The sequence below is a fragment of the Myxococcus llanfairpwllgwyngyllgogerychwyrndrobwllllantysiliogogogochensis genome (assembly GCF_006636215.1).
Taxonomy (GTDB): domain Bacteria; phylum Myxococcota; class Myxococcia; order Myxococcales; family Myxococcaceae; genus Myxococcus; species Myxococcus llanfairpwllgwyngyllgogerychwyrndrobwllllantysiliogogogochensis.
In genome coordinates, this window is the sequence record NZ_VIFM01000016.1 from 23,504 (window position 1) to 39,496 (window position 15,993).

The following is a 15,993-nucleotide window of genomic DNA, read 5'->3' on the forward strand; positions in this document are numbered from 1 at the left end:
CTACCCGGAGCGCTACAAGGACCGCCATGCAAGAGCCCCGGCCCCCACGGACCCTCCACCGAGGCGACCTCTACTGGATGGAGTCCGATGAAGCGCGAGGGTCGATTCCCCCCATCCTGCATCCTCACCTGGTGATTCAGGACGACGTCTTCAACCACTCGCGCATCCACACCGTGGTCGTCTGCGCGGTGACGTCGAACCTGAAGCGCGCGAACGAGCCGGGCAACGTGCTGCTCGACGTGGGTGAAGGCAACCTGCCCAAGCACAGTGTGCTGGTCGTGTCGCAAGTCTCCTCCGTGGAGAAGACGCGACTGGGCGAGTACATCGGCACGCTCTCCGCGCAGCGGGTGGAGCAGGTGCTCGCGGGCCTGCGATTCCAGCAGGCCGCGTTCTTCAACGGCCGATGACTCGCCACACGGACGACAGCCGCGCTCAGGGGCGCTTGCCACCAGCGGGCGCTCGGCGGTCCGCTTGCAGCCAGCGGCTCACTTCGTCCAGGTACTCACGCGGGAGCGCATGACCACTGCCGAAGGTCTTGTGCACCTTGCGACGAGACGGGGCCGCGTCGAACAGCGCACGGCTTTCCGCGACAGGGGCGAAGTCATCCTGGTTCGCCGTCAGCAGCAGCCAGTCCTGGTGAATCCGTGACATGTGTCGCGAGGGTGCAATCTCCTCCATCGACGGGTCGATGTGGGGCGGCACCATCGTGACGAGGTGGGTGACACGAGGCTCACGCGCCGCGAGCACGAGCCCCACCTGGGCACCCATGCTGTACCCGGCGACGAGCACCCTGGGCGGCTTGCCCTTCGCCAGCACGGCGGTGAGCAGCGCGTGGGCGTCCTTGATGGTGTCGGCAATCATCGCGATATACGGGCCGGGCTCGCCACGGTGAGCCTGCTTGGCGAGCGCCCCAGGCTTCGCCTCGGGGGTGGCCCGCTCCCCGTGTCGTCGCGCATCCATGAGATAGACGCGGTAGCCGGCCCGCAGCAGCGCGTCCTTCAACACACCGCCATGCGTGGGGGCCGCGTCCGACAGCCAGTCCTCCTTCTTCCGGGTGAGGCCGTGCAGGAGGATGGCCACCGGGGGGTTCGCCGCGCCGCCCTCGGGCTCCAGCACCTGGGTGGGGATGCGTTCTCCGTCCGCGCCCCGCACGTCCAGCGGGGCCCCCGGTTCGGCGGCGTGGGCCAGGGAAGCGGACAGCAGCAGCAGGCACAGCGAGAGCAGGCGAGTCATGTCGGGATTCCTCGAAGTGAGAGGCCCCGCCACCTTGCCAACGCCCACGTCAGCCACACGTCAACGCCGGGTTGACCTCCGGTTGACGCGGCGACTGATAACCTGGGGCCCTCTCCTTCCAAGGTCCCCTGCCCTCCCGGGCATCCCCATGCGAGTGCTCATCGTCGAAGACAACCGCGACCTCCAGGCGAACATCGCCCGGTTCCTGGGAGCGGACTTCCAGTTGGACTTCGCCACCACGGGGCCGCAGGGACTCACGCTCGCGCTGGGCCATGAATACGACGTCATCGTCCTGGACCTGATGTTGCCAGGTTTGAACGGCATCGAGCTGTGTCAGCGCTACCGGGAGCTCGCGCCCCGGCTGGTCCCCATCCTGATGCTGACCGCGCGGGACACGCTCGAAGACAAGGAGGAGGGTTTTCGCGCGGGCGCGGATGACTACCTCGTGAAGCCGTTCTCCCTGCGCGAGCTGCGCCTGCGCCTCGAGGCCCTGGCGCGGCGCCCCGTGCCTCCAAGTGGACGACGGCTGACGGTGGGACAGCTCACCCTGGAGCCGGACACCGGCTACACGCGGCTGGGCGAGCGCACCGTGCGCCTCAACAGGACGGAGGCGCTCATCCTGAAGCTGCTCATGGAGGCCGCGCCCAAGCCTGTCTCCACGGAGAAGCTGGCCCACCAGCTCTGGGGCGACGAGGCCCCGGAATCCAGCGCCCTGCGCACCCATGTCTATGCCCTGCGAGGCGCGCTCGCGGAGTTGGGGATGAGCCCCTCCATCACCACCCGGCGCAATGAGGGCTACAGCCTGGATGCGCCCCAAGACTAGGTCGGTCCGAGGCCTCCTGCTGGGCGCCATGACGCTGTCCGCGGTGCTCGCGCTCGTGCTGATGGGAGCGTTCTTCACCGTCTTCAGCTACGACCTGGAGGACGCCATCTTCGGCCGGCTGGTGGCCACCGAGGCGGACCGGCGCCCGGGCGAAGCCAGCGTCGTCCCGTCCAGCATGACGACCTATGTCGGCCACGCCAGCCTTCCACCGTGGATCCAGGAGTCGGTGCCCAAGGACGCTCCACTCAGCGAGCGCGAGGTGTTCACCCGGGACCATGGCCACTTCCATGTCGCGGTGCGCCCGGACGAATCCCAGGGCCCCACGCGCTACGTGGTCTTCAACACGACGCAGCTGACGAGCACCACGCGCCATCTCCAACGGACAGCCAACCTGCTGGTGACCAGCGCCCTGCTGGCCCTGCTGGGCGCGGCGCTGCTCTCGCGCATCGTCGCGAGACGACTCAGTCGTCCCCTGGAGCAGCTCGTGTCGCGGGTGCAAGCGGATGCGACCCCGCGCCCGGAAGAAGACGGCGGCATCGCCGAGGTGCGCGCGCTCGCGGCGGCCCTGCGCGACCGGGACACCCGCATCCAGGAGTTGCTGGAGCGCGAGCGGGCCTTCAACCGCGATGCGAGCCACGAGCTGCGCACGCCGCTGGCCGTGGCCCAGGGCGCGGTGGAGATACTGGAGCAGGACCCACCGTCGGACGTGGAGACCTTCGAGCGGCTGCGTCAGGCGGTCCACCACATGGGCCTGCTGACCGAGGGCATCCTCTGGCTGGCCCGCGCGGGCCGCACCGACGAGGACTGCGAGCTGGTGCGCATCTCCCGCGAGATGGCCGCGCTGTACGGCGGCCCCCGCCAGCGAGGCGACGTGGAGCTCGTCATCGAGGCGGAGGGGGAGGTCTTCGTGTCGCTGCCAGGGTCCGTGGCGCGGGTGATGCTGGGCAACCTCATCAAGAACGCGCTCGCCTATACGAGCCAGGGACGCATCGTCATCCACATCTCCCCCGACAGCTGGAGCATCCGCGACACGGGTGTGGGCTTCGGCCGGGTCGAACCCCGACACACGGGCTTCGGCATCGGACTGTCGCTCGTGGAGCGGCTGGCGCGCCGGTTCACCTGGGACATGGCCATCAGTCCCCTGGAGCCGCACGGGACGCAGGTGCAGCTCACGTGGCCCCACGAGACCTGACGGCCGCGCGCGTCAGGCGTCAGTCGTCGCGGACATTCCGGACGTCCGGCTTCTTGCAGCCCGGCGTCATGCACAGCCCGCCGATGACGGTGCCGCCACCGAAGCCGGGCTGGAGGTCCAGTTGGCTCGCATGGATGCGAATCCGGACGAAGGGATGGCCACAGCCAAGGTCCTCGTCCAGGTCCGCGTCATGGGCCTCCAGCACCAGCGGCAGCCCTCGAAGCTGGAGCGCGAGCGGCTTGCCCCCCACCTGACGGGACACGAAGCGCTCGTGGCGCCATTTGACGAAGCCCTCCGGCAGCGGCCGCTTGACCTCATGCGCGTTCTTGAACTCGAGGAAGACACGCGCACGGGCCCTCGTCGACCGGGCCGGCTTCACGGCGCGGGCGAACAGCGTGGCCCTGTCACACGGCTCGCACTCGTAGAGCCGGAGGGTGCGCGCCTCCGTGTCGGTGTCGAGCGAGGGGATGTGGAACACCCGCGTCGGCTTCACCCGCCGATTGCACTCGGGGCAGGCCGCCCGGGCCTTGAGGTCCTCATCGGAGAGTCGCGCCGGCTGAACGTCCCAGCACCGGGCTCCCGTGAGGCCGAAGGGCGCGGGCAGGCGCCGAGCCTCCTCCGCGCGCTGGAGGATGACCTTCGGCAGGGCCTTCGAGCGCTTCAGCGCCTCGAACTCCCGAACGAGCCAGTCGCCATCCACGTCCTCCACCTCGGGTCGACGGCCATCCACCAGCCACTCGACCACGCCACGGGCCAGGTTCTGGAACGCATCTGGCACACGGTCCTCGGCGTCGGGGTCTCCCGCCTGCTTGAGCGCCGCCGCGAGTGCATGGGTGTTTGACTTCGCCTTCGTGCCCCGACGCTTCAAGTAGTCCCCGAAACCAACGCCCGAACGAATCGCGCGCTCATCAAGGTACTGCTCGCCGCGCTTCAGCTCCTTCGCGGTGAGCAGGTCCGGAGCGACGTGCTGGAGGGCCGGCAGATACTCGTCGGGCAGCTCCACCCGGTCGCCACCGAAGCGCCGGATGAAGTCCAGGGCATGGGCGATGGCTTCTTGCTGGAAGGAGGCGGGCAGCGAGCTTCCACTGACTTCTCCCGCCGCCATCCAGCCCGGCTCGTCGCGGACGACGGCCTTGACCTCCTCGAACAGGTCCCCCTGCTCCCTGGCCAGTCGCTCCAGGACCTTGCGTGCCGAAGGGCGAAGCTGGCGCACCAGGCCCACGCACCACTGCGAGAAGCTCCACTCGCCCGACATCCCCGGGAGGGCGTAGCGCTTCGGCCAGGTCTCGAGCTCGGACAGCAGCTCGACACGGCGCTTCATCTCGCGGCGGCTCAGCAGCTTGAGGCCCGCCGCGGGGAGCATCTCCTCGTGCGTCACCGCCTCGAACGCGTTGCGCGGTCGGAACACGTTCGCCAGGAAGACGTCCCCTTCGGGCAGCGGAATCCTCAGCTCCATCAGCCGGTCGCGCATGGGCCGCAAGCGCTCCAGGTCCTCGGGCCGAGACTCGATGCCGATGGGCGCGGTGAAGTCACGCTCGCAACTCGCGCAGGCCACGGCCTCTGGTGCGACGGGCACACCACACGCGCAGCGCAGGGCGTCTGTCCGGGGAGGAACGTACCGCAGCGCCGCTTCCCGGCGGTGCTTCCGCAAGGTGACGAAGTCGGTCTTCACACGCGGGTCGGAGTGACGCACGGACAGCGCGCGCTTCGTGCCTTCCCAGAGGAAGCACCGCACGTCACCGTCGAGCGCGAAGACCGCCAGCTCTCCCCGCCCACCCTTCCGCACGGCCAGGTCGAGGAGCGCCTCCAGGAACACGCGCTCCGCCGGAACCTCCGCGTCGGCCACGGCATAGCAGAGTTCGATGGGGCTGGAGAGCCATCCCAGGTCGACCAGCGGACGCTGACGCAGCTCTTCGAGGCGCTGGGCGACGGAGCGCTTCTGCCCCTCCAGCCGGCTTCGCAGCCAGGCCGCTTCCTTCCTCGGCGCGTTCTTGAATTCGATGCGGACCGCCAGCCCTGTCAGTCCCTTGATGTTCACGCTCACGCTCCCCGAAGTGAAACGCAGCCGCACGGATTACCCGATGGCAACTGTCACCGTCCATCCAAAGCCACTCACGTGCCGCCATCGCGGCGCGGGAGTGAAACCCCGGGAGGTGCCGTGCGCGTCGCACGAGGCTTCGGCATGGGCGCATGCTGACGACAGCGGCCAGGCCGAGGACCCTGCTCCATCCGCGTCACCACCAGACCCGAGTAGGTGTCCGCGTGCTCCTTCAAGTAGGTCACCAGGTCCACCTCCACCACCTCGCCAGCGAAGTGGTCACCGACAATCCACTTCCCGTTCCCGCTGTAGAGCCCGGTATGCCAGACCCAGACAGGGCGGCCCGACAGCTCGCCCACGGCAGTCTCCGCGGGATTGGCGTCGAACCCCACCAGCCACAGCACGTCACCGGGCAGGAGCCGGGACACCTCGAGCGAAGAGGACGCCATGGGGGACAGGCCCGACACCGAGGCCCCCAACTCCTCCGAGGGCACCGACACCGTGGGCAGCACGGAGAAGGACTTCCAGCCACAGCGCCCCACCCGCTCGGCGGCGTAGAACAACACGCCCTGGCAATCGAGCCCCGCGCCGCCCTCCCGCAGGCGCCCACCCAACACATAGGGCACGCCCAACACCTCTCGCGCGGCGAGCACGAAGCGCTCCGCGAGCCGCACCCGCTCCTCGCGGGGAGTCTCCACCTGGGCATGCACGCGGAGACTCAGCCCCAATCCCATGGCAAGAGCCCACCGAGGAATGAATCCTCTCAGGCTCGCGCCGAATCCCTTGCACTCGAAGGCCATGTCCGGAGCGTGGCACGTCGCGCGGCGGCGCCGCAAAGCGACACACGCGCGGCACATCCCCGGCGCCACGGAAACGCGGGCGGCTTTGACACCGGCTGCCGCTCACGCGTTCCCAGCAATGCTTCTAGAGAAACTTGTCCCAGCCGGTCTTGAACCAATTCTTCACGGCGTCGGCCCTGTCGCCCCAGCTGTTCCCATGGGGTCCGGCGATGTCGATCATCCCGTTGACGCCTCGGGCCTTCAGGTCCTCGGCGGCCTTCACGGGGTCCTTCGAATCGCCCCACACCGAGATGGTGCCGGCGGCGGGGCTCCCAGCGGGCAGGAAGGTCTTGATGGCCTCGTCGGTCAGCTTGTCGTGACGCACCACGAAGGTGGCGGGCCCGCCCAGCTCTTTCGCCAGGTCGACCATCTTCTGTGCATCCGTCCCCTTCACGTCTCCCCCGGTGGGCGGGTTGATGGCCAGGATGGCATTGGGGAAGCGCTCGCGAATCTTCGGCCCCCACTCCTGCATGTCCTCGAAGCCCAGGTTGAGCATCAACCGGTCCTCGGAGATGCCCACCTTCTCCAGCTCGTCGAGGACGGCTGGCATCTGGTCGGCCTCCTTGATGTCGAGCTTGAGTCCGCGCCCGGACTCCTTCCCCATCGTCAGCCACTCGTTGAGAGTGAGGTTGTCCCCATCCTCGTGGTTCTTGTCGTGGCGCATCTCAGGAGAGTCCTTGTTGATCTCCTTCCGGACGTCACCCTCGAACCAGTTCGCGCCGCTGTTCAGCGCGTCCTCGAACTGCTCCTTCGTGTTGGTGCGATGCGCGTTGCGCGCCTCGGAGAGCGGCTGGGTCCCAGACCAGGTGTTGTCCACTGGAGCGGGGGACTCGGCGGACTTCGCGCTGGCGGTGGTGGCCTGGAAGCTGTCCACCTGGGAGTGGCCCTTGGCGACTGTCGCCGGAGCGACGGCCTTCACTTCGGGCGCCGGGGGCGGAGGAGACGGCTTGGGGAGCGGGACGACCCTGGGACCAATCCGACCGCCGTGCTCAAAAGGCATGGTGCATCCTCCGATTCTCAATTGTCGGGGAATGGCACGAAAAGGTGCTTGGGATGCGCCGCCCCCGCCGCTCACAGGTGAAGGACACCGCTCGCCGGCCGCGCGCGGGCCTTCACAGATGCGGCCGCGATTGCGCCCCGCCACGGCTCTAACCTTCTCCTCGCGCTGAGACGTCCACCCCATTCAGCGCCGGGAGAATCGACGTGTCCCACTTCCTTCCCACCCGCAGGGCCCTCCTCGCCGGCGCCGCGGCGACCACCGTCGGACTGGCGCTCCGTCCCGAACTCGCACGAGCCGCCCCCGCGCCCAGGCGCGCGCCGGGCGAGGACCCCGTCCGCCTCTTCTCCAACGAGAACCGCTACGGCCCTTCTGAAGGCGCGAAGCGAGCCATCCGCGAGTCCCTCCACCTCAGCAGCCGCTACGCCACGACCGACAGCGTCAATGTCCTCAAGCGCCTCATCGCCGAGCAGGAGGGCCTGACGCCCGAGCACGTCCTGCTCACCGCGGGCTCCTTCGAGGCGCTGACGATCATCGCGGCGGAGTACGCCTCCGGTGGGGGCGGCGTCGTGTGCGCGGACCTGACCTTTCCCGTCCTCGCCAACTACGCCGAGCGCGTCGGAGGGAAGGTGCAGCGCGTTCCGCTCGACGCCACGCTGACGCATGACCTTGCGGCCATGGAGGCCCGCGTGGGCGCGGGCACTAAGCTCGTCTCGGTGTGCAATCCCAACAACCCCACGGGCACCATCGTCGACCCGGCCCGCTTGCGCGCCTTCTGCGAGGCGGTGTCTCCCCGCGCCACCGTGCTGGTGGACGAGGTGTATCTGAACTACCTGGAGCCCGCGCCGGGCCAGTCCATGGTGGACCAGGTGCGCACGGGAAGAAGCGTCATCATCGCCCGCTCCTTCTCCAAGATTTATGGGCTGGCCGGCATGCGCGTGGGCTACGCCCTGGCCCAGCCCCAGGTCGTCCAGCGGCTGTCCGAGCTGCGGATGTCCCTCCCCAACTCCACGTCCATCATGGCCGCGACGGCGAGCCTCCAGGACAAGCCCTTCCTCGCCCGCATGCGCAAGCTCACCGCCGAGTCTCGCGAGGTCACCACCCGCGTCCTGGACGAACTGGGGATGAAGTACATCGCGGGCCACGGCAACTTCCTCTGGATTCCGCTGACCCGGCAGCAACTGGACCTGCCCGTGCGCTTCGCCCCCCATGGCTTCCACCTGATGACGAACCCGAACGTCCCCATCTCCCTGGACGACTCCGCCTTGCGCCTGACGCTGGGCACGGTGGAGGAGATGCGCGCGTTCGGCACCCTCCTGCGCTCCATGCTGAAGACCTGAGAGCAGACAGACAGGCGCACGCATCCCCGAGGCGCTCGCGCGTCGTCGGGCTGGATTCACTCTGGTAGGTTCCCGCGCATGAAACACCGCCTGGCCCCCGCTCCAGCGTTCTGGACCCTGCAGCTCGGGGGCTGGGGGCTCTACGCCATCCTGCTCATCATCACCTTCTATCCAGCCATCAACGCGGATGGCGGCGCGCTGCACCTGGTGGTGGCCAAGGCGCACCGCGCGCTGTACGGCCTGGCGCTCACCAGCGTGATGAGGCTGGCCTACCGGCGCCTCTTTCCAGGCACCTTCCGGCGGCAGACGCTCTGGGCCATGGTCACCAGCGCGGCGTTCGGAGTCCTCTGGACGGTGCTGGGTGAGCTGTGGGCCATCTGGCTCTATCCCACGTACGACTGGCATCGACACCAGATGTCGCTTCCCCGGCTCTCGCTGGAATACGGCGTCACGCTGCTGGGCTGGAGCGGGCTCTACTTCGGAATCAAACACGCCCGAGCCTGGCAGGAGGAGCGCGAGCGCGCCCTGCGAGCGGACACCCTGGCGCAGGAGGCGCGGCTCGCGTCCCTGCGTCACCAGATGCACCCGCACTTCCTGTTCAACGCGCTCACCTCCGTGCGCGCCCTCATCGGGGAGGACCCCGCCCGTGCGCGGCGCATGGTGACGGAGATGGCGGACTTCCTGCGCTTCTCGCTCCAGAAGGGGGACTACCCGCATGTCCCGCTGGAGGAGGAGCTGTCCATGGTGCGCAGCTACCTGAGCATCGAGTCGGTGCGCTTCGAGGAGAAGCTGGACGCGAGCCTCTCCGTGGAGCCCGGCACCGAGCAGCTCACCGTGCCCGCGTTCCTCATCCAGCCGCTGGTGGACAACGCGGTGAAGCACGGCCTCGCGTCCGGCGTGCTGCCAGTGCGCGTACGTGTGCGGGTGACGCGGGTGCGGGACGTGCTGCGCATCCAGGTGGACAACACCGGCACGTGGGCGCCCGCGGCGCGCGAGCTGGGCCCCCAGGGCACGGGCACCGGGCTCCGCAACGTGCGCGAGCGACTGGCCCACCTCTACGCGGACCGCGCGAAGCTGGAGACGTCGGAGACGGAGGGCTGGGTCCACATCGTCGTCGAGCTTCCCGCCATGGAATGGACCCCGATACTCGCGGAGGAATCGCATGACGCTGCCCCTGCGCGCGTTGCTCGTGGATGACGAGCGGCTCGCCCGAGTCGAGCTGCGCGAGATGCTGTCGTCGTCTCCCCATGTGAAGGTCGTGGGCGAGGCGGACAGCGTGAAGTCCGCGCTGGAGCGAATCGAGGAGCTGCGGCCGGAGCTGCTCTTCCTGGACGTGCAGATGCCCGGAGAGGGCGGCTTCGAGCTGCTCGCCCGCCTGCCCGAGCGGCCATTCCAGGTGATTTTCGTCACGGCCCACGACACGCACGCGCTGCGGGCGTTCGAGGTCAACGCGCTGGACTACCTGCTCAAGCCCGTGCATCCGGACCGGCTGGCGCGGGCCGTGGAGCGACTGGTGGAACGGGAGCAGGGTAAACCGGCGCCCGCGCAGGGCCCCACCCGCCAGAAGCTCACCGAGGCGGACGTGCTGTTCCTGGAGAACGGCGCGAAGTCGCGCTTCGTGCGGGTGGAGCAGCTCGTCTGCCTTCGCGGCGCGGGCGACTACGTGGAGCTCGTCACGGCGGACGGCCAGTGCACGCTGTCGCCGCGCCCCTTGAAGGAGTGGGAGCTGCGCCTGCCGGAGCGGACCTTCGCGCGCATCCACCGCTCCGCGCTGGTCAACCTGACCTACGTCGAGCGCGTGGACCGGGGCTTGAGTGGCGGGGGTGACGTCTACCTGCGCGGGCTGGAAGCGCCTCTGCCGCTCAGCCGGAGCCATGCGTCGGCGCTGCGCGAGCGGTTCGGCTGACCGGCTGCGCCCGTGAGCGCGCGGCGACTACCTGCCGCGCTGCTCCTGCTCGCGACAGCGCTCCACGAAGTCCAGCACCTCGCGCGACACGGAGCCCTCCGGCAGCGCGAAGTAGCGCGAGACGATATCCACGGTGGCGATGTACTCCGGCAGGTTGTAGCCGTAGAAGACCAGACGCCCGAGCCGCGAACCCTCTCTGGCGCTCAGGTGCTCGCTCAGCGTGGAGCACGCCAGGTCCACCGACTCACGCAGCGAGAGCCCTCCGGTGCCAGCCCCCAGGGCGACCATGGCCACGGAGAGGTCCGCTTCGTTCAACTGCTCCAGCGTCTCCCACAGCTTCACGCAGGCCGCGCGGATACGCTGCGAGTCCGGGAACGAGCCCCCGTGAATGCCCTCGCGATAGTCCATCACCGCGACGTGGGCCACCCACTTCGCCGTGAGGTGCGCGCCCGCCTCCGTCACCAGCACCTCGCCTGGCGCCATGGGTCCACCGAAGCGCGCATTCAGCGCCGCGAGGATGTGCTCCTGGAAGCCTTCGCCGCACGCCCGGCGGATGGCGCCGGAGACACCCGAGCCGAGCTGGCCATTCGTGTTGGATGCATTGACGAGCACCCGCTCGCGTCCGCTCACCAGACTGCCTTGCACCACTTCGACAGACGACAGCCGTGAGCCCACGTCAGGGCTCTTCAACACCACGTTCGACAAGCGCATGCACGACCTTCCCAGGTCCACTCAAGACAAGCGGGACCCGCCAGAGCTCCGGCCGGTCCCGCGAAAAGATTGTAATGGATTCCGGTGGAGCGGACCTTGGGCCCGCTCTACATCCGGTTCACTCCACGGCGCGCTTCGCCTCGGGGTCGATGACGCGGTTGCCCTTCCACCAGTCATGCTCGCCGTAGCGCTGCTGGGCCCGGTCCACTCCGCCGTAGTTCCCGGTGACGATGTCCGCCAGGTTGGCCAGGGACTCGGAGCCCTCTTTGTAGTACTTGGAATGGTCGCCCATGTTGCTCTTGTCCCCGCGGTCCTTCGCCTCCGCGGTGAACCGGTTGGCGCCGAACTTGTTCTCGGACGGGTCCTGTCCCAGCGGGTCCCCGGGCAGGTTGCTGCCATTGAGCCAGGACACCACGTCCCGGCTGGCCGAGCCGGACCACACGTGGCCATTGGCGAGCGCGCCGTCGTAGTCCTTCACCGACTTGGCGCTGCCCGCGCCGGGGCTGCCGATGAGCACCAGGTCATCCGCCTGGAGGCCGTTCTTGTCGGCGGCGATGGAGGCGGTGGTGCTGCCATAGCTGTGGCCAATGACAGTCAGGTGCGGCTGGTTTCCGTCCCGCGCGGCGCGGATGCCGGCCACGTCGGCGGCCAGCAGCTTGGCGCCATTCTCCGCGGCGTTGTCGGACGCCACGTTCTGGAAGCCCGGCGCGTCGTAGCCCATCCAGGCCACCGTCGCGACCTCACCCTGCTGCGTGCCCGAGGCCTTGTGGAGCTTGAGCGCGTCGCTGGTGATGTTGTCCATGTAGCCGCGCACGTCCGAGTTCAGGCCCGGCACGCTCACCGACACATGCTTCGCGGTGTCCAGGTTGCCGGCGACGATGGCCGCACGGCCCTCGCCATTGACGAAGGTCGAGTCATAGACGAGCAGCTGCGCGGAGCCCGCCTCCTTCGCCACCCGGTCCAGCTGCGTCTGCACGGCCCGCGCGTTCTCCAGCTGGCGCTGTTGGTCCTTGGAGGGTGACTTCTCCGCGCTGAGCTGGGCGATTTCATTCTTCAGCTGCGTGCGGTTCGCGGTGTCACGCACGGAGGCCGGCAGGCCATCCATGGAGCCGAGCTTCTTGGGGTCCGAGCTGACCACCTGCGACTGCTCCGTGGGCGACAGCTGCTTCCACCAACCGGCGCGGGCCTTCGGGTCCGCGGGCGCGCTGTCCAGCGGCCCCTTGGCGGCGAGCGGCGCATTCTCCCCGGTGAGCTTCTCCGCCCCCGTCTTGCGAGGCCCCTCGAACGCGGAGACCGTCTCCACCTTCTCCACGGGCTTCGCCTTGGGCTTTTCCTTGGCCGCCGTCTGCTGCTCGGCCGCGACGCGCGCGGCCTCCGCTCGGCGACGGGCGGACTCGGCTGCGCTGCTGTTCACAGAGGAGATACCGGCCATGACAGCGCCTCGTGTTGAAGGGGGGATACCTACATCTTCGCGAATCAGCCGAAAATGTTTCCTGACGCCTAGGAAAAACCGAGGGGCGTGATGTGACGCAGGACGTCACACCTTTCGGCGGCGACCCACGGCGCTCCGAGTCACGTTGGCGCAGGCATCGCGCGAACCCGGACGCCAGAAAGCAGAAGGCCCGGGGCCGCTGTTCGCGACCACCGGGCCTTCGTCAACGACTGGGGACGGGGCTACTTGGTGGGGTTGTCCACGCCGTTGTTGGTCCACACGTAGCGCTGAATCCAGTCACCACCGACGCCCAGGCCCGTCTCGCGCTGGCGGTCCTGGACGAGCGCGGGGGGCAGGCCCTTGTCCTGGAAGGACGCGGGCACGCGGGTGCCGGACTCGAGGTGCGAGTTGTTGACGACCTCGTACTGGAGGTTGGGCTTGCCGGTCTTCTCGTCGATGCCGGTGCACGTCACCTGCGTGCGGTAGGAGCCGATGAACCACTCCAGCGAGGTGTACTTCTCCTTGCTCTTCTCGTCGGTGCCCGGGCCCGTGAAGCGGTACAGGGCCTTGTCCTTCTGCGCGTCGGTGGCCTCGGCGGGAGGGAACACGTCGCCGGGCTTCGGGTTCGGGTACATCTTGAAGAACTCTTCGGTGACCTGCTGCTGGTGGGGGCGGCCCGCCAGGTCTTCGGTGTACGCGTTGTCGCGCACGGTGACGCGCTCGGTGCCGTTGTCCGTCTTGTCCCAGGTGCCCAGGTCCTTGGGCTTCTCCTCGAGCAGCCAGGTGCCCCACAGCTTGGGCCAGTCACCCTGCAGCTTCTGCCCCGTCACCGGGTCCGTCGTCCGGGTGATGCCCTCCAGGTCCACCTTGCCCAGCGTCTTCAGGCTCTGGGTGATGGAGGAGTCCTTGCCGACGAGCAGCTCCGACGTCTTGGCCAGGGCATCCATGCCGCCCTCGGCCGCCTTCACCAGCTGGTCGGCGGCGCCGTCCGGCAGCACCTTCGTGACGCCGTGGTACGCGGTGCGCAGCCCCGTCTGGAACACGTCGCGGGCCAGGTCCTTCGGGTCGGTGATGGCCTTCTTGAACGCGTCCGTGACGGGGTTGTGCTTCACGTCCTCGAACACGTCCTTGGTCGTGTCGACGACGGCCTTCTTCACGTCGTTGGTCGTGTCGACGACGGCCTTCTTCACGTCCGTCGCCTTGTCGACGACCGTGTCCTTCACGTCGTTGACGGTGTTCGTCACCGTCTTCCGAACGTCGTTGAAGCTGGGGATCTTGAAACCCATGTGGGTGGGACCTCGGGGGGTGTGGGCGGCCAGACTTCGGCTGACTCTGGAGTTATCGGCCCTGGAACGTCGATTGTTTCTTGTAGGCTGAGAACCACGCCCCACCCTTGGATTGCCCCTGAATCCAGGGGGTTGCGAGGACCTTCATGCAGCCACACTCCGACTGGCGCCCCCACGCGCTCGATGGCGCCCTCCTCTGGTTCCACCGGATCACCGGCACGAACCTCCGCGTGGACGGACCCCGGACGCGCCACCTGCGGCGAAGGGCGCCCCGGCTGGTCCTCTTCGGCATCACCAACGCGTGCAACCTCGCGTGCACCTTCTGTTCTCGAGAGCGGGAAGCGAAGAGCGAGTGGACGGTGGACTCCGCCTTCGACGTGCTGTCGGGCCTGGCCCGCGCGGGCACGCTGGAGGTCTCGTTCGGTGGCGGCGAGCCCCTCGCCTTTCGTGGCTTCGATGAGCTGGTGCGGCGGCTGTCGAACGAGACGCCGCTCGCCATCCACTTCACCACCAACGGGATGCTGCTCTCCGACGAGCGACTCGCACGACTCGCGCCCCACCTCGGAGAGGTTCGCGTGTCGCTCTACGACGACAACGACTGGGAGGCGTGTGTCGAGCGGCTCGCCCGCGCCGGACAGACGTTCGGCGTGAACATCCTCGCGACCCCGGAGCGACTGCCCACGCTGCCCGCACAGCTCCGGACGCTTCACGCGCTGGGCTGTCGAGATGCCGCGCTCCTGCGCTACGTCGGCGACGACGCGAAGCTCCGACTGAGTCCTTCGGACGAGGCACGCCTCACGGAGGTGCTCGCGGACAGCCCGCTGCGCACGCGCCTGTCGGTCTGCTTCGGAGACACGCTGACGGAGGTCCCCCGGCTCTTCGGCGGCGACTGCGGCGCGGGGCTCGACTTCGTCACCCTGACGTCGGACCGACGGCTGAAGGCGTGCTCGTTTCAGGGCGGGGGACTTCCCATCACCTCGGCGGAGGATGTGCTCGCGGGATGGAACGGGCGGCGAGACGTGCTGTCCGCGCCGTCGCCCCTGGCGGGCTGTGCGCGCGCGGGGGCACCTCGGGGAGAGGCGCTGACCGACGGCGTTCGCGTGTGGCGCGGGTTCTCCGGAAACAACAGCGGAGACTGCGTGCTCGTGGGGCGCTTCGAGACGGCTGAAGAGGCCACGGCCTACCTCGACACGCTCCTGCCAGACTGGAAGTCGGGGCGCGCCTATCCGGAGCGATGGAAGGAGCTGCTCGCGGCGGAGGGCATCCCGGTGGGCGCGGAGGAGCGCGTCCCCGATTTGATGGCCTCGCTGGGCCGGGTGGTGATGCTGCACATCGAGATGACGCTGGATGACGACTTCCCCGCGCTGCGGACCCTCTTGTGGAAGCGCAAGGGGCGCATGGTCCACTCGGAGATTCACGGGCACGGTAGATTCGAGCTGGCGACCGCGTTTGGAGTGCGGGACACGGCGACCCTGGGCGCACTGGAGCGCGTGCTGGAAGAGGAAGTGCACGGCTCTTTCATCCGCCATGCGAACCAGCTCCACGGGCTCGTGGGCTACTGGGGCGCCCCTGGCGGCAAGGAGTCCCTCGACACCGTGGTGGCGAAGTTGAAGACACTCGCCCAGGAGAACGGCGCGGTCGTCGCGGCGGAGCTGGTGGAGGTCCCCAAGGACCTGCGCCTCGAACAGCGCCTCGCGTCGCGCGGCCCTCACGCGGGGCGGCTGCGCCTGTGGGTCCTGTTCCAGTCCGCGGAGGTGGCGAGCCGCTATGCGAAGGACCTGACCGGCGATGTCACGGTGGCGGGCCCGCACGTCCTGCTGGAGGAAGACCACTTTGGCCCCCGCCTGGGTTACCTCGCCCAGCGCCAGGGTGGCACCGCGCTCATGCTCACCAGTCAGCGCGTCATCGTGAGGGGCTCCTTCTCGCAGCCGAAGCGCGGCCCGCCCGACGTCGTCCCGCACCTTCGTCCGTACCTGACACCGGACGACCGCGTGGAATCGGCACCCGGGAACGACAGCCTCTCGGTCCGGGTCAACACGATGGAACCCGGACGCGTGCTGAAGGCGCTCGTCGAGCTGGAGGCCGTGCTGGGCCTGCATGCCTGGGTTCGGGTGTACTCCGACGACCCGCTCGCGGAGGCACTGCACCGCCTCCGCGAGGACGTGAACGAAGAACTCCGTCGACGGTAGCGACGGC

General features: G+C 68.7%; 14 protein-coding genes. 7 read left to right on the top strand and 7 right to left on the bottom strand.

Going from position 1 to position 15,993, the window contains the following annotated elements; genetic code table 11:
* Positions 1 to 26 precede the first annotated feature (26 nt).
* Positions 27 to 407 carry a type II toxin-antitoxin system PemK/MazF family toxin gene (locus FJV41_RS06075; RefSeq protein ID WP_141641455.1) on the top strand — a complete coding sequence of 127 codons (381 nt, stop codon included), beginning with the start codon at positions 27 to 29 and terminating at the stop codon, positions 405 to 407.
* Positions 408 to 432: 25 nt separating this feature from the next.
* On the opposite strand, the gene FJV41_RS06080 is transcribed toward FJV41_RS06075, so the two are convergent.
* Positions 433 to 1,233: an alpha/beta hydrolase gene (locus FJV41_RS06080; RefSeq protein WP_141641456.1), complete on the bottom strand. Its 801-nt coding sequence runs from the start codon at positions 1,231 to 1,233 to the stop codon at positions 433 to 435.
* 148 nt (positions 1,234 to 1,381) lie between these two features.
* Between FJV41_RS06080 and FJV41_RS06085 the strand changes: the two genes are divergently transcribed.
* Both FJV41_RS06085 and FJV41_RS06090 read left to right on the top strand, forming a co-directional pair.
* Positions 1,382 to 2,056, top strand: a complete 675-nt coding sequence (locus tag FJV41_RS06085) for a response regulator transcription factor (protein ID WP_141641457.1) — start codon at positions 1,382 to 1,384, stop codon at positions 2,054 to 2,056.
* Positions 2,040 to 3,248, top strand: a complete 1,209-nt coding sequence (locus FJV41_RS06090; RefSeq protein ID WP_246137028.1) for a sensor histidine kinase — start codon at positions 2,040 to 2,042, stop codon at positions 3,246 to 3,248. The genes FJV41_RS06085 and FJV41_RS06090 overlap by 17 nt, the downstream gene beginning before the upstream one ends.
* 19 nt (positions 3,249 to 3,267) lie before the next feature.
* On the opposite strand, the gene FJV41_RS06095 is transcribed toward FJV41_RS06090, so the two are convergent.
* The 3 genes from FJV41_RS06095 to FJV41_RS06105 form a co-directional block, all read right to left on the bottom strand.
* Positions 3,268 to 5,286 (bottom strand): hypothetical protein, encoded by a 2,019-nt coding sequence (locus tag FJV41_RS06095; protein ID WP_181790434.1) that lies wholly within the window; start codon positions 5,284 to 5,286, stop codon positions 3,268 to 3,270.
* A 74-nt stretch (positions 5,287 to 5,360) separates the two neighbouring features.
* A complete protein-coding gene (locus FJV41_RS06100) occupies positions 5,361 to 6,020 on the bottom strand; it encodes an NlpC/P60 family protein (protein WP_141641458.1) in 660 nt (219 codons plus the stop codon).
* A gap of 190 nt (positions 6,021 to 6,210) precedes the next feature.
* Positions 6,211 to 7,125, bottom strand: a complete 915-nt coding sequence (locus FJV41_RS06105) for an FAM151A/B family protein (protein WP_174487591.1) — start codon at positions 7,123 to 7,125, stop codon at positions 6,211 to 6,213.
* A gap of 203 nt (positions 7,126 to 7,328) precedes the next feature.
* Here FJV41_RS06105 and FJV41_RS06110 point away from each other — a divergent pair, with 203 nt between their 5' ends.
* The 3 genes from FJV41_RS06110 to FJV41_RS06120 all read left to right on the top strand — a co-directional run bounded on the left by FJV41_RS06110 (position 7,329) and on the right by FJV41_RS06120 (position 10,368).
* The gene (locus FJV41_RS06110; RefSeq protein WP_181790426.1) at positions 7,329 to 8,462 is read left to right on the top strand and encodes a pyridoxal phosphate-dependent aminotransferase; all 1,134 of its coding nucleotides are present in this window, start codon (positions 7,329 to 7,331) and stop codon (positions 8,460 to 8,462) included.
* A gap of 78 nt (positions 8,463 to 8,540) precedes the next feature.
* Positions 8,541 to 9,659: a sensor histidine kinase gene (locus tag FJV41_RS06115; protein WP_141641461.1), complete on the top strand. Its 1,119-nt coding sequence runs from the start codon at positions 8,541 to 8,543 to the stop codon at positions 9,657 to 9,659.
* Positions 9,625 to 10,368, top strand: coding sequence for a LytR/AlgR family response regulator transcription factor (locus FJV41_RS06120; protein WP_141641462.1), 744 nt, complete (start codon positions 9,625 to 9,627; stop codon positions 10,366 to 10,368). The genes FJV41_RS06115 and FJV41_RS06120 overlap by 35 nt, the downstream gene beginning before the upstream one ends.
* Before the next feature lie 27 nt (positions 10,369 to 10,395).
* On the opposite strand, the gene FJV41_RS06125 is transcribed toward FJV41_RS06120, so the two are convergent.
* The 3 genes from FJV41_RS06125 to FJV41_RS06135 form a co-directional block, all read right to left on the bottom strand.
* Positions 10,396 to 11,079, bottom strand: a complete 684-nt coding sequence (locus tag FJV41_RS06125) for a macro domain-containing protein (protein WP_141641463.1) — start codon at positions 11,077 to 11,079, stop codon at positions 10,396 to 10,398.
* A 118-nt stretch (positions 11,080 to 11,197) separates the two neighbouring features.
* Positions 11,198 to 12,511, bottom strand: coding sequence for an alpha/beta hydrolase (locus tag FJV41_RS06130; RefSeq protein ID WP_141641464.1), 1,314 nt, complete (start codon positions 12,509 to 12,511; stop codon positions 11,198 to 11,200).
* A gap of 242 nt (positions 12,512 to 12,753) precedes the next feature.
* A complete protein-coding gene (locus tag FJV41_RS06135; RefSeq protein WP_141641465.1) occupies positions 12,754 to 13,797 on the bottom strand; it encodes a hypothetical protein in 1,044 nt (347 codons plus the stop codon).
* 146 nt (positions 13,798 to 13,943) lie between these two features.
* On the opposite strand from FJV41_RS06135, the gene FJV41_RS06140 reads away from it, so the two are divergent.
* A complete protein-coding gene (locus FJV41_RS06140; RefSeq protein ID WP_141641466.1) occupies positions 13,944 to 15,986 on the top strand; it encodes a radical SAM protein in 2,043 nt (680 codons plus the stop codon).
* Positions 15,987 to 15,993 lie beyond the last annotated feature (7 nt).